Origin of the sequence: Mycolicibacterium chubuense, assembly GCF_001044255.1 — a bacterium.
Taxonomy (GTDB): domain Bacteria; phylum Actinomycetota; class Actinomycetes; order Mycobacteriales; family Mycobacteriaceae; genus Mycobacterium; species Mycobacterium chubuense.
The window spans coordinates 220,583-233,928 of the sequence record NZ_JYNX01000038.1 but is presented as its reverse complement, the minus strand read 5'-3'; the positions used below and the strand labels follow the sequence as shown (position 1 = coordinate 233,928).

Sequence of the window (13,346 nt, the reverse complement as noted above, 5' to 3'; positions counted from 1 at the left end):
CTCGGTGTCGCCACGGGCATCGTGCAGGAGTTCCAGTTCGGGATGAACTGGAGCGAGTACTCGAAGTTCGTCGGCGAGGAAGATGGCGTCGAACAACCCCCGCTCCATGGTGCGGGCCATGTGCTGCCAGTACTTCGGCGAGGCGTAGTCATAGCCGACCTTGTCGAGCGGGTGGCGCCACATGCCCACCGAGTGACTGCTGACGCCGTGTTGCAGGAACGCCAGGAAGTGGGCCTTCTTCACCTCAGTACTCTTGGAGGCTTTCGCGCAGAGTCGTTCCGGGATAACGGGTCCGGAAGCGGCCACGCCGCTGCAACTCCGGAACCAGTAGCTCGGTCATGTCGTTGAAGCACCCCGGGGTGTCGGTCGCCAGCATCATGAAGCCGTTGCAGCCGCCCTCGTCGACATACTGCTCCATCTGGTCGGCGACGTCGGACGGGGTGCCGACGGCGACAGGTGCGCCCATCGAGACGCCGTAGATCTGCGCGGCCTCGCGAACCGTCACCGGGGCACCGTCCTTGGCCTCCAGGATCGCGTCGAACAGTCCGCGGATGCCCTGCACGTCGGCGTCGACGACGTTGTCGTCGAGATCAAGGGTGGAGAAGTCGAATCCGGTATGGCCGGACAGGATCCCCAGGGCACTCTCGATCTGCACCTTCTCGACGAACTCGGCGTAGCGGTCGTTGGCGCGGCCCTTGTCGCGGTCGATGATCGTCTGCAGACCGTAGATCAGCTTCACCGACTCCGGGTCGCGGCCGGCGTCGCTGGCGCGGCTACGGATGTCGTCGGCATAGGCACTCATGCTCTTGGGTGTCGGGAAGATGCCGAACACCGATTCGGCGTGCTTGGCGGCGAACTCGCGACCCTGGTCCGAGGATCCGGCCTGCCAGAGCACCGGCCGCTTCTGTGGTGACGGAGCGACGAAGTGACGGCCCTTCGACTGGAAGAACTCACCCCGGAAGTCGACCTCTCGGACCTTGGCCGGATCGGCGAAAATGCCGTTCTCCCGGTCGTAGACGATCGCGTCGTCGTCCCACGAATCCCACAGCTGGTACAGCAGTTGCATGTACTCCTCGACGACCTCGTAGCGCTTGTCGCGCGGCGTCAGGTTCTCCTTGCCCATCGCCTGGAACTCACTCTTCGAATACGAGGTGACGATGTTCCAGCCGACGCGGCCACCGGTCAGATGGTCGAGCGTCGAGAGCTGACGGGCCATCATGTACGGCGGCACGAAGGACGTCGACAACGTGATGCCGATACCGAGGTGTTCGGTGAACGCCCCGACGATCGGCACGACGCTGGCGGGTTCGTGCACCGGACACTGACCCGCGAACTTCACGACGGGATCCGAGTTGCCCTTGTAGGTGGTGTAGGGCGCGAGCTCGTCGGCGATGAACATCGCGTCGAACAGGCCGCGCTCCATCGTGCGGCCGAGATCGCGCCAGTACTCCGGACGCGACCAGTGATACCCCACCTTGTCGCGCGGGTGTGCCCACATCGTCGACGCGTGGTTCATCACACCGTGCTGGACGAAACCCAGCAGGTGCATCTTCTTCTTCGTCATGTGTTCTCGTTCTGCGTCCGGCGTTCGACCAGGAACGCGGTGATGACGGCGACTGCTGCGCCGATGGCCAGGATGGGGGGCAGGTACCAGAAGATGCTGTTCACGCCCAGCAGGACGATGACGAGCGTCGAGAAGATCACCGCGCCGATCGCCTTCCACGTGAAGCCGCCCTCGGGCAGGGCGTCATCGGGGTTCAACGGAAGACCGGTGCGGTCGCCGGCGGCGGCGTCGGCGAGGACGTCGCGGCGGACTCGGCCGAAGGCCTGCACTCCCAACGTGATGTAGGCGCCGGCGACGAGGACACCGACGACGACGGCGATCCAGAATGCGATCATCGGACCGGATCCGGGTCGACATCCTGCGTGACCTTATTGACCTCACGTTCGGGCACGATCGCGCCTCCGAAGTCGACGGCGTGGTCGGACTCGATCAACGCCGAGTTGCGGCGGCTCAGTGATCCGAAGTCGAAGCTCTGCCTCTGCAGCAGGCTGATTCCGACGGCCGCCACGAGTGAGATCGCCTCCAAGGTGATGATTCCCTGCAGTTCGCCGACGTATTCGCGGACCGGGTAGCCGACCGCGATCGCCAGCACCAGGCTCGCAACGAAGGCCAGCGCGGTCATCCGTCGCCAGAAGATGGCCAGTGCCAAGGGGATGATGAGCGCTGCCTTGAGGAAGTACACGGTGTTGACGAGTTCGACGTAGTCGATGCCGGAGCTGACGACGATACCGCCGATGACGCCGGCGATGATGATCGAACTCTTCGTCCAGCGGAACAGCGTCTTGGGCGCGATGTCCGGCTTGGCCCGCTTGAGGATGTCCACGGCGACCACCGACGACAGCGCCGAGAAGGCACCGTCGATCGACGAGTAGCAGGCGTTGAGGATTATCAGGACGTAGAGGGCGATCAGCACGATGGGCAGTCCCAGGTGGCTGACGACGTACGGACCGACGCCGCCCGGGCCCGCCGCGCCGAGATCCTCGAGGCTCACGCCATAGCCCAGACCGACCAGGCCGAGCAGACCGAGCACGATAGGGATCGGGTAGAACCACAATCCGGCCCACACGAAGGTGCGTCCCAACGTCGCGGGCTTGAGCGCCCAGGCCTTCTGCCAGAACGTCTGGTCGGCCATCGTGGAGGCGAGCAGTCCCAGCGAGAGCGAGATCCCGAAGCCCGCGGCAGCCGCACCGTCGAACGCGTTGAGCGTGTTGGGTCCTGCCTCCTCGACCTTCTGGAAGACCAGGCTCGGCCCGCCGACCTTCGCGAGCACGGCCAGCACCACGATGGCCGCGGGCACGGTGATCAGCAGCGTATTGAACGTCGCGGTGATCGCCGAGGTCCACAGTCCGCCGAAGTAGGAGTAGATCGTGACGGTCGCCAGGGTGACGATGAGTACCACGGTCGGGTTGATCCCGAACACCACGCCCATGACGAGAACGACGCCGAACAGGTTGATGAAGATCTCGGCGAGCAGACCCAGCAGCATGGCCACCAGCGCAATGGTGGTGGCCGGCTTGTTCTGGAAGCGTTCGCGGATGAACTCGACGATCGTGTAGCCAGCCGGCATCTGCCTGCGCAGCCGGATGGCGAACGGCACCATCAGCATGACCGCCAGCCCATTGGGCACGACGAACCAGATCAGGCCCGACGTGCCGAACGTGAAGGCCTGCGCCGACGACATCATGACCGCCATCGACCAGGTCCACACAGCGATGACGGAGCCGACTCCGAAGCCGAAACCGATTCGGCGGTCGGCGATCACGAAGTCGTGGGTGTTCTTCACCATCGACTTCACGACGTAGGCGACGAAGAACATGAACGCGCCCAAGCCCAGCATCAGCAGGAAGCCGATGCCGGGCGACAGGTTCGACGGGTGGAACACAGCACCTCCAGGCAGCATGACGAGATCGCCGCAGCAACGGCGGCGACACATCATGGCCAGTGCTGGAACACCTTGTTCATCCTTTGATTCAGGTTGAGTTAAAGGCAGCCCCCGAGTTGCCTGCGGTGTCGGTGTCTGTTATCGAGCGTCGGAAAACACTCACGGCGAGTGGATGTCTGGGCTCAAACCCGCTGTGTCGGTGACCATCCGACGATGACCGCGGTCCTTCCGATCGATGCACCCGACGGCGACGAGTACTGGAGTTGGCAATTCCAGGGCAGGTGCCTCGACTTCCCCGCGGAATTGTTCTTCCCCGAGAGTGACCGCCGGTCGGACCGTCGGCGCCGCGAGGAGGAGGCCAAGCGGATCTGCCGGACCTGCCCGGTGCTGATCCGCTGCCGCGAGCACGCCCTGAGCGTTCCGGAGCGCTACGGCGTCTGGGGTGCCACCACCCCGCGGGAACGCGGTATCCCGTCGTCGCACCGCAGCGCGGAGAAGAACTCACGCTGACCGCAACCGTTCCGCACTCCCATCGGTGTCTCTAGGGTGCGACCAGCACGATCGCCCGGATGTGAGAAGGACACCTGTGATGCCCGTAGTGACATGGCCCGCCGCGCGCCTCGCCGAGGCCGCGGCATGACTCAGGTCGCCCCGGCCAGTGCGGCCGCCGACGAACTGCGCCGCGGGATCGCCGACGGCACCCTCACCGAGATCGAGGTGGCCTGGAGCGATCCGTTCGGCCATTCCGCCGGCAAGCGAATCCCCGCCGGGCAGTTCCTCGACCGGGCCACCGGCAGCGGCTTCGCGTTCTGTGAGGCCGCGCTCGGCTGGAACACCGACGGCACCGTCATCGACTCGCTGTCGCTGACCAACTGGGCCGGCGGCTACCCCGATGTGTATGCGGTGCCGGACTTCTCGACGTTCACCCGGCTTCCGTGGCGGCCCGGCGTCGGACACATCATCTCCGACATCGTGACCCACCACCGCACACCGTCGCTGCTGGACCCGCGCGGCGTCCTCAAGCGCGTGCTGGCGCGACTGGAGGGGCTCGGTTACACCGCGAAGATCGGCGTCGAGTTCGAGTTCTACCTGCTCGAGACCGACGGGTCGCCGATCATCGACGCGATCCAGGCGTACTCGCTGGAGAACGCCAACGCGCTCGACCCCCTCATCGCCGACCTCTACGACACCCTGGGCGCGTTCACCCGGTTGGAGGGCATCCAGACCGAGTACGGGCCCGGCCAGGTGGAGACCAACCTCGTCTACACCGACGCGCTGGCCGCCGCCGACGACAGCGCCCGGCTGAAGTACGCCGCCAAGGAGGTCGCGCGGCGGCACGGCAAGCTCGCCAGCTTCATGCCCAAGCCGTTCTCCGAACACTCGGGCTCGTCTGCGCATCTGCACATCTCGCTGTGGGACGGCGACCGGCCGGTGTTCGCGGCGGTGGACGGCGCCGAGAGCCAGACCGCCCGGTACGCGATCGCCGGCCTGTTCGAGCACCTGCCGTCGATCACGTTGTTCGGCGCGCACTCGGTGAACGCCTATCGCCGCTTCGCGCCCGACACGTTCGCCCCCGACACCGTGAACTGGAGCCGGGACAACCGTAGCGCGGCCATCCGCTCGCTGGTCGAGGACATACCCGAGGCGTCCCGTATCGAATTGCGTTCGGGTGCCTCCGATTCGAATCCCTACTGGCTGATCGCCTCCGCGCTCGCGGCGATCGTCGCCGGCTTGGAGGCCCGCCGCGAGCCGCCGCAACCCGCCACCGGGAACCTGTACGGCAAGGGCGCGCCGCTGCCCGACTCGCTGGGCACGGCGGTCGCGCTCGCCATCCAGGACGACACCATCCTCGAGATCCTCGGTGAGCAGTCCGTGCTCGACTTCGCCGTGATCGCCCGTAGTGAATGGGACGCCTACGTCGGTCACGTCAGCGACTGGGAGCGCAAGCGTTACCTGAGCACGTCATGACGGGGCCCCGGTTCGGGGTGTGGGCGCCGGTCTACGGCAACCACGGCGCACGGCACCACCCGCACGACGCACCCGATGCGAGCTACCGGCGCACGCGGGATCTCATCGTGCACGCCGAGAAGGTCGGCTTCGACGCGACGCTGGTCGCCCAGCACGTCATCCACCCCAGTGACGTCGAAGACGACGTGCTCGAGACGTGGTCGACGCTCGCCGCGCTCGCCGAGGCCACCGACACCATCGAGCTCATCGGCGCGATCAAACCGCTGCTGTTCAACCCGCTGGTGTTCGCCAAGGTCGCGGCCAACATCGCCGACATCTCCGCAAGCCGGTTGTCGATCAACGTGGTCAGCGGATGGTTCCTGCCCGAACTGGAGGCGCTCGGCGTCACGGTGCTCGAGCACGACGACCGCTACGCCCACACCCGCGACTGGCTGCGCACCGTCACCGCGCTGTGGGCCGGCAAACAGGTGGCCGTCGGCGACGGGCACCCCGCGCTCGTCCGGCCGGTGCCGCAGCACGTTCCGCCCGTCTACGTCGGAGGCGAGTCCGAACCCGGCCGGGCCCTGGCCGCCGAGACGGCCGACGTGTTCTTCATCAACGGCCGGCCGCTGGCCGACACCGCGGAGGTGATCGCCGACCTGCGGTCGCGCCGCGCCGCAGTCGGCGGGCCGCCCCTGCGGTTCGGGCTGTCCGCGTTCGTCGTCGCCCGCGAGACCGACGCCGCGGCCCACGCCGAGGCCGACCACCTGCAGGCGCTCGTCGACGCCGAACGGCGCCCGGAGATCACCGGCGGCACCGATCCGAAGACCCAGATGTACAAGGTGCTCGCCAACACCAGCCGGGTCGGCTCGAACGGCGGCACCCTGGCCGGTCTGGTGGGCAGCTATGACACCGTCGCCGAGCGGATCTCGGCATTCGAGGAGGCGGGTATCGAGCTGTTCATGCTCCAGTTCCAGCCGCTGGAAGCGGAATTGGACCGCTTCGCCGAACACATCATCCCGAGATTCCGCTCCAGCAGGGAGATTCGATGACTCTGACCACCGCCGTCGACGGGGTGGCCGAACGGCTGCACCGCCTGACCCCCATCGTCGCGCAGTTGCGCGCCGCCGATCCCGCTGCCGAACGCGAGCGTGTCCTGCAGTACGACGCCGTCGACGAGATCCGCCGGACCGGGGTGCTGAGCCTGCGCGTACCGCAGCGCTACGGCGGACCCGGCGGCAGTATCCGCGACGTGCTCTCCGCCGTCGTCGCGCTGGCGTCGGGAAGCTCCAACGTGGCGCAGGCGCTGCGGGCGCACTTCGGCTTCTCCGAGCGGCTGCTGAGCAACCGGGCCACCGAGGCCGAACGCGCGGAATGGTTCCCGCGGATCAACGCCGGGTTGGTGATCGGCAACGCGATCACCGACGCCAAGGGCCGCGCACCGGGCAGCTCCGACACCACGGTGCTGCCGGACCGCGACGGGGTGCTGCGGCTGAACGGACAGAAGTTCTACTCGACCGGCACGCTGTACGCCGACGTGATCGCGGTGTCGGCGGTCGACGCCGCCGGCAACGACGTCCAGGTGATCGTGCCCACCGACCGGGCCGGCGTCGAATTGTTCGACGACTGGGACGGTTTCGGGCAGCGCACCACGGCCAGTGGCGGCAGCCGGTTCACCGACGTCGAGATCGCCCCCGTCGAGGTGACCACCGTGTCCGACGGTGACCACCTCGGCCACAGCACCACCTTCCTGCAGCTCTACCTGGCGGCGGTGGCGGCGGGCATCGCGGCCGCGATCCGCGACGACGCCGTGGACTACGTGCGGACCCGGGCCCGTCCCGCAGCGCACTCGATCGCGACGCGCGCGGCCGAGGACCCCTTCGTGCTGCACGCCGTCGGCGAGATCGGCACCGCCGCGGCCGTCGCGGAATCGCTGGTGCTGTCGGCGGCCGACGGGCTCGACGAACTCGTGGACCAGGGCAGGGTGTTCGACGCCGACGCGCTGGCCGACGCCGCCGTGGCGGTCGCGCAGGCGCAACTGGTCGTCGAGCGGCTGACGCTCGACGCGGCGCAACGGCTGTTCGACACCGGCGGGGCGTCGGCGACGGCGCGCGCGCTGAACCTGGACCGGCACTGGCGCAACGCGCGCACCCTGGCCAGTCACAATCCGCTGGACTACAAGGCGCACGCGGTCGGCAACTACCTCGTCAACGAGGTGTCGCCGCCGGCCAACGGCTACTTCTGACCTGTGGTTTCCAGCGCGCGGCGGGCGTAGGCCCGGACGTCGGCGTCGCCGTCGTCGAGCGCGCCGGTCAACGCGGCGCGCGCCGCTTCCTCCGACGGAGCCCACCGGGTGAGGCTGAGTACCGCGGCCTTGCGCACGTCGAGGTGCGGGTCGGCCAGTGCCCGCGACAGCGGTGGGACGGCGGCCGCCGACGACGGAGCCCCGGCCAGCGCCCGCGCCGCTCCCTGGCGGATCTGCCAGGCCGACGATGCGAGCGCCTGCTCGACCGCCACCCCGTCGCTGTCGCGCCACCCGATATCCCCGATCGCGGCGAGCGCCGCGGCGCGGACCAGCGGATCGGGGTCGTCGAGCAACAGTCGTATCGTCGCCGCGCCGGCGCGCAACGTGCCGAGGCCGCCCGCTACCGCGACCCGCACCTCGCGGTTGGCGTCGGCGTGCGCGGCCGCCACGCCGTCGACGTCGTCGACCGACACCAGCGCGCGCACCGCCTCGATGCGCACACGGTGGTCGGCGTCGGTGACCAGACGTCGATAGGTGTCCGGATCCCCGGTCCGCCGCGCGCTCAGCACGTAGACCGCGGCGCCACGCACCGCGGGATCGGCCGAATCAACATGTGCAGCAACAGAAGCAGGTGCCGGTAGCACCTCGACCAGCTCGCGGATGCCCTCGGCAGCCACCTGGCGCACGCCGGCGTCCGGGTCGCCGAGCGCCGCGACGAGCGGTCCGGCGTATCCGTCGCACAGGTGCTCGGTGAGCACGTCGACGGCGGTGCGCCGCACACCGGGATCCCCGTCGGTCAGGAACGGCGCGAGGTCGTCGACGGACGGCTCGTCGAGCGCCAGCACCGCGGCGATGCGCGGGGACGGCGCCGGTCCGCTCGACTCGATCACGCGGGACACCTCCGACGCGGGCGCCCGGCCGCCCACCAGCGCGGGCTGAGACACCGCGATGGGCTCGGTCTGCGCGCTGGGGATGTCGTCGAGCCCGGGCACCGGGACGAAATACGGGGCGACGGGCCGCTTGAGGAACTCGATGTCACCGTCGGGTGTCTGCCGAAGGTTGAGGTGATACCGCCACGCGTCGTCGTCACGCTCGGGCAGGTCGCTGCGGTCGTGATAGAGACCCCAGCGGGATTCGGTGCGGGTCAGCGACGACCGGGCCGCCATCTCGGCGCAGTCGCGGATGAACGACACCTCGACCGCGCGCATCAGTTCGTGCGGGGTGGTGGCGCCGATACCTGCGACCTCGTCGCGCATCCGGTCGAACGTCTCCACCGCCAGCGACAGCTTGGCGGCCGTTTTCGGCGGCGCCACATAGTCGTTGACGAAACGCCTGAGCTTGTACTCGACCTGCGGTTGTGGCGGCCCGTCGGGCTGGCGCAGCGGGCGGTAGATCAGCTCGTGCGCGGCCGCGATCTGGTCGGCCGGAAGAGTCTGCGGCGCAGCAACATCGGCCACTGTGGTTGCCGCGTCCGCGCCCGCCAGCTCGCCGTACACGAATGCGCCGATCATGTAGTTGTGCGGTACGCACGCCAGGTCGCCGGCCGCGTACAGGCCGGGCACCGTGGTGCGTGCGTTCTCGTCGACCCAGACCCCCGACGCGGAATGCCCACTGCACAGCCCGATCTCGGAGATGTGCATCTCGATGTCGTGGGTGCGGTAGTCGTGGCCGCGGTTGGCGTGGAACGTGCCGCGGGTCGGGCGCTCGGTGGTGTGCAGGATCCCTTCGAGCGTGGTCAGCGTTTCGTCGGGCAGATGGCTGACCTTCAGGTAGATGGGTCCCCGGGCGGATTCGATCTCGCTCTTCACCTCGGCCATCATCTGCCCCGACCAGTAGTCGGAGTCGACGAAGCGCTCACCGAGGGCGTTGACCTGGTACCCGCCGAACGGGTTCGCCACATAGGCGCAGGCCGGCCCGTTGTAGTCCTTGATCAGCGGATTGATCTGGAAGCATTCGATGCCCGACAGTTCGGCGCCGGCGTGCAGCGCCATCGCGTAGCCGTCGCCGGCGTTGGTCGGGTTCTCGTAGGTGCCGTACAGGTAGCCCGACGCCGGAAGGCCGAGTCGGCCGCAGGCGCCGGTGGCCAGGATGACGGCCTTGGCGCCGACGACGACGAATTCGCCGGTGCGGCTGTTGAGCGCCGCGGCGCCGACAGCTCTGCCACCGGAGGTGAGCACCCGCACCGGCACCAAGCGGTTCTCGATGCGGATCTTCTCCCGCATCGAGCGCTGCCGCAACACCCGGTACAGCGCCTTCTTGACGTCTTTGCCCTCGGGCATGGGCAGTACGTACGAACCGGAGCGGTGCACACGGCGCACGGCGTACTCACCGTGTTCGTCCTTCTCGAACTTGACGCCGTAGCGTTCCAGCCGCTGCACCATCGCGAATCCGCGGGTGGCGGTCTGATAGATGGTGCGCTGGTTGACGATTCCGTCGTTGGCGCGGGTGATCTCGGCGACGTAGTCCTCGGGGGTGGCCTTGCCGGGGATCACGGCGTTGTTGACGCCGTCCATGCCCATCGCGAGCGCGCCGGAGTGGCGGACGTGGGCCTTTTCGAGCAGCAGTACCTGCGCGCCGTTCTCGGCGGCGGTGAGCGCGGCCATGGTGCCCGCGGTGCCGCCGCCGATGACCAGGACGTCACAGTCGAGCCGGACGGCGTCGGACAGAGAGGGAATCTGCATCAGGTAACACGCTCCGAATGGTCGAGTGCGGCAATCACATCCGCGCGCAGCGCGGTCCGTGACACCGAGGGGTCGCGCGGGCTCGGGACGTCGAGCAACGCGCGCAGAGGCTGGCCGGCCCTGCCGAGCACGGCGATGCGGTCACCGAGCAGCAGTGCCTCGTCGACGTCGTGGGTGACGAAGACGACCGTGGTCGGGTGGGCGCGCCAGGTGTCGATGAGCAGTCGCTGCATCGTGGCGCGGGTCTGGGTGTCGAGTGCGCCGAACGGTTCGTCCATCATGACCGCGCGGGGCGCGCCGGCCAGGCCGCGGGCCAGTTGAACACGTTGGCGCATACCGCCGGACAGGCTCTTGGGCAGGTACGTCTCGAAACCCGTCAGCCCCACGTCGGAGATCCACTTGCGCGCCTCTTCGCGGCGCCCCTGCCGGGGCCGCCCGGCCAGCCGCAGGGCGAGTTCGACGTTGGATTGCACGGTGCGCCAGGGCAATAGCGCGTTGTCCTGGAACACCATCGCCCGATCGCGGGAGGTGGTGGTGACGCGGGCCCCGTCGGCGAGTACCGCCCCGGCGTCCGGTCGCAGCAGTCCGGCCAGTGCGCGCAGCACGGTGGACTTTCCGCACCCGGACGGGCCGGTGAGCACCAGGATCTCCCCGGGCGCGACGGTCAGGTCCAGGCCGTCGACCACCGGCGCATCGCCGTAGCTGAGCGTGACATCGCGCAGCGTCAGGCTCATTCCGGTCATCGGGACATCTCCTGGCCCCGCGGCAGCCACCGCGTCACCCGGCGGCCGATCACCTCCACCGCGGCCGACGTGGCGAAGCCCAGCACACCGATGGTGATGATGCCGACGAACACGTCGGAGTAGGCGAGCACGGTGTAGGCCTGCCAGGTCCGGTAGCCGACCCCCAGCCGCCCGGAGATCATCTCCGCGGAGATCACGCAGATCCAGGCCACGCCCATGCCGACCGACAGTCCGCCGAACACTCCGGGGAGGATGCCGGGCACCACAACCCGGGTGATGACGTCCCACCGGCTGCCGCCCAGCGTGCGCACCGAGTCCTCCCACAGGGTGGGGAGCGCCCGGACTGCGTGCCGGGTGCTCACCATGATCGGGAAGTACGCGGCCAGGAACGTGATGAACACGATGCCGGCTTCATCGGTGGGGAACAGCAGGATCGCGACGGGCACGATGGCGATGGCCGGGATCGGTCGGGCCAACTCGGTCAGCGGCCCGATGACGTTGGCGAACAGCGACGATCGGCCCAGCAGGATGCCGGTGATGATGCCGGCGACAGCCGCCAGGGCGAATCCGGTCAAGATGCGGATCAACGACTGACCCAGGTCGAGCCAGTAGTCCGGGGCGCCGAGTCGGTGCGCGAAGGCGGTCACGATGTCACCGACCGTGGGAAGGGTGTCGAACCGCAGCCACAGCCGGACGTCGTGAGCGGTCAGCAGCTGCCACAGCCCGATGGCCGCGGCGACGGAGAAGACCCGCACCAGCACCGACGGCCAGGATCGGCGGCGCACGGCCGTGGTGGGTGCCGCTACGGCGACGGCCGGTTCGGTGGTGCCGAGCACTGCGGGGGCGGTCGTCATACCGCACCGGCCAGCGCTTGCCGGTAGTCGACCACGGCCGTCCCGGGGTGCGCCGCGGTGTAGCGTTCGGCCCCCGCCGCGGTGTCGAACGGCAAGTGGCGCCCGCCGTCGCGCACCCAGACCGACTTGTCGGCGAACCAGCGGGTGCCGAACTCGGAGTCCGGAACGTAGGCGGCGCGGACCTTCTCACCGTTGGCCCCGGCCTCCCGGATGGCCCGCAGCAGGCAGTCCGGGTTGGCGGCCGGCTGCGTGGTGTCCTTGCCGTCGATCCACAGCTCGCCTGCGAGTGCGGGGTCGGTGAGCGGGATGTCGCAGACCGGGTCGCGGCCGCTCAGCGTCGACGGGTTCTCGGTGCTGGCGAGCGCCGCGTCGTAGTTCCGGCCCCGATCGGCGAACGCCTTCCTGATCGGGCCGGCGTTGACGAAACCGGGGACGTCGAGCGGGGCGAACTCGCCGATCGACTGCAGGTAGGGCACGTCGCCCTGGAGGGCCTGCACCAGTGACGGTTTCAGCGTGGGGTCGAAGCTGGTGCCGCCGGGACCGTTGTACAGGTAGACCACCTCGGGCGGGAGTCCGCTGCCCTCGGCGACCGCCTGCGCCGACTCCAGCGGGTGCTCGTTGAGGAAGTCGGTCGCATCGAGCTGCGCCTGCAGGAACGCGTCGAGCACCTCCGGATGGCTGCCCGCGTAGTCGCGGCGCACCACCACACCGTGGAAGGTGGGGTAGCGGCCCTCGGCGCCGTCGTACAGAAGCGTGGCCTTGCCCTGGAAGGCGAGCAGGCCCGGCCATGCGACGAACTGCGAAAGCGCCTGCGCTTGCCCTGATTCCAGCGCCGACGCGCCGACCTGTGGCTGCTGGTTGAGGACCTCGACACCGGTCTTGGGGTCGATGCCCGCGTTGTCGAGGGCACGCACCAACGTGCCGTGGCCGGCGGACCCGACACTGGCCGAGACCTTCTGGCCTCTCAGGTCGGCGATCGTGCGGGCCGGCGAGCCGGGCGGGACGACCACCATGTTCAGCGACCCGGTGGGGCTGTAGCCGGTCACCGATACCAGCTCCGTGCGGGCGCGCTCGTTGGCCTGGGTCTTCGAGCCGTTGATCAACAGCGGATAGTCGCCCATGGAGCCGATGTCGATCTTCTCCGCGACCATCTGGGCGGTGATCGGCGCGCCGGTGTCGTAGTCCTGCCACTCGACCTGATACGTCACGCCGGAGGACTTCCCGATGTCGGACAGCCGCTTCTCGAGAAACCCTTTGGCGCGCAGCAGGGTTCCCGCCGTGACGGTGTTGATGGTCTTGGACTGGTAGCCGACGACGACGCGGACGGTGTCGGCCGAGGAGGACTGTGCATCCAACGAGCAGCCGGCCACCGACGTGGCGGTGACGGCCGTGAGCAGCAGGGCGAGTGCGCGTTTCATCGAGGGTTCCGG

Annotated in this window: 11 protein-coding genes and 1 pseudogene; 5 read left to right on the top strand and 7 right to left on the bottom strand. The window is 68.7% G+C overall.

All coding sequences use genetic code 11. The features are described from left to right. Positions 1–87, top strand: a pseudogene (locus tag MCHUDSM44219_RS29015) (cytochrome ubiquinol oxidase subunit I); the annotation flags it as partial. 157 nt (positions 88–244) lie between these two features. On the opposite strand, the gene MCHUDSM44219_RS16410 reads toward MCHUDSM44219_RS29015, so the two are convergent. Genes MCHUDSM44219_RS16410 through MCHUDSM44219_RS16400 form a run of 3 tightly spaced genes read right to left on the bottom strand, consistent with a single transcriptional unit; the run spans position 245 to position 3,446 of the window. Next, a complete protein-coding gene (locus MCHUDSM44219_RS16410) occupies positions 245–1,564 on the bottom strand; it encodes an LLM class flavin-dependent oxidoreductase (RefSeq protein ID WP_048419292.1) in 1,320 nt (439 codons plus the stop codon). Then, the gene (locus MCHUDSM44219_RS16405) at positions 1,561–1,899 is read right to left on the bottom strand and encodes a hypothetical protein (RefSeq protein ID WP_048419291.1); all 339 of its coding nucleotides are present in this window, start codon (positions 1,897–1,899) and stop codon (positions 1,561–1,563) included. The genes MCHUDSM44219_RS16410 and MCHUDSM44219_RS16405 overlap by 4 nt, the downstream gene beginning before the upstream one ends. Continuing rightward, positions 1,896–3,446, bottom strand: coding sequence for a sodium:solute symporter family protein (locus MCHUDSM44219_RS16400; RefSeq protein ID WP_236695485.1), 1,551 nt, complete (start codon positions 3,444–3,446; stop codon positions 1,896–1,898). Before MCHUDSM44219_RS16400 ends, MCHUDSM44219_RS16405 begins: the two co-directional genes overlap by 4 nt. Positions 3,447–3,659: 213 nt before the next feature. Between MCHUDSM44219_RS16400 and MCHUDSM44219_RS16395 the strand changes: the two genes are divergently transcribed. The 4 genes from MCHUDSM44219_RS16395 (at position 3,660) to MCHUDSM44219_RS16380 (ending at position 7,638) form a co-directional block, all read left to right on the top strand. Then, positions 3,660–3,956: a WhiB family transcriptional regulator gene (locus MCHUDSM44219_RS16395; RefSeq protein WP_048419290.1), complete on the top strand. Its 297-nt coding sequence runs from the start codon at positions 3,660–3,662 to the stop codon at positions 3,954–3,956. Between the two features lie 126 nt (positions 3,957–4,082). After that, entirely contained in the window at positions 4,083–5,414 is a 1,332-nt protein-coding gene (locus MCHUDSM44219_RS16390; protein WP_048419289.1) for a glutamine synthetase family protein, read from the top strand. Then, entirely contained in the window at positions 5,411–6,445 is a 1,035-nt protein-coding gene (locus MCHUDSM44219_RS16385; protein WP_048419288.1) for an LLM class flavin-dependent oxidoreductase, read from the top strand. Before MCHUDSM44219_RS16390 ends, MCHUDSM44219_RS16385 begins: the two co-directional genes overlap by 4 nt. After that, positions 6,442–7,638: an acyl-CoA dehydrogenase family protein gene (locus MCHUDSM44219_RS16380; protein WP_048419287.1), complete on the top strand. Its 1,197-nt coding sequence runs from the start codon at positions 6,442–6,444 to the stop codon at positions 7,636–7,638. The genes MCHUDSM44219_RS16385 and MCHUDSM44219_RS16380 overlap by 4 nt, the downstream gene beginning before the upstream one ends. Here MCHUDSM44219_RS16380 and MCHUDSM44219_RS16375 read toward each other — a convergent pair. From MCHUDSM44219_RS16375 to MCHUDSM44219_RS16360, 4 genes are read right to left on the bottom strand one after another with little or no spacing between them, the layout of a single operon-like run. Further along, complete coding sequence (locus tag MCHUDSM44219_RS16375; protein WP_048419286.1) at positions 7,629–10,319, bottom strand: fumarate reductase/succinate dehydrogenase flavoprotein subunit; 2,691 nt, start codon at positions 10,317–10,319, stop codon at positions 7,629–7,631. The genes MCHUDSM44219_RS16380 and MCHUDSM44219_RS16375 overlap by 10 nt on opposite strands. Continuing rightward, positions 10,319–11,062 carry an ABC transporter ATP-binding protein gene (locus MCHUDSM44219_RS16370; protein ID WP_048419285.1) on the bottom strand — a complete coding sequence of 248 codons (744 nt, stop codon included), beginning with the start codon at positions 11,060–11,062 and terminating at the stop codon, positions 10,319–10,321. Before MCHUDSM44219_RS16370 ends, MCHUDSM44219_RS16375 begins: the two co-directional genes overlap by 1 nt. Continuing rightward, positions 11,059–11,916 carry an ABC transporter permease gene (locus tag MCHUDSM44219_RS16365; protein ID WP_082162240.1) on the bottom strand — a complete coding sequence of 286 codons (858 nt, stop codon included), beginning with the start codon at positions 11,914–11,916 and terminating at the stop codon, positions 11,059–11,061. The genes MCHUDSM44219_RS16370 and MCHUDSM44219_RS16365 overlap by 4 nt, the downstream gene beginning before the upstream one ends. Continuing rightward, on the bottom strand, positions 11,913–13,334 hold the full coding sequence (locus MCHUDSM44219_RS16360) for an ABC transporter substrate-binding protein (protein ID WP_048419284.1): 1,422 nt from the start codon (positions 13,332–13,334) through the stop codon (positions 11,913–11,915). Before MCHUDSM44219_RS16360 ends, MCHUDSM44219_RS16365 begins: the two co-directional genes overlap by 4 nt. Positions 13,335–13,346 lie beyond the last annotated feature (12 nt).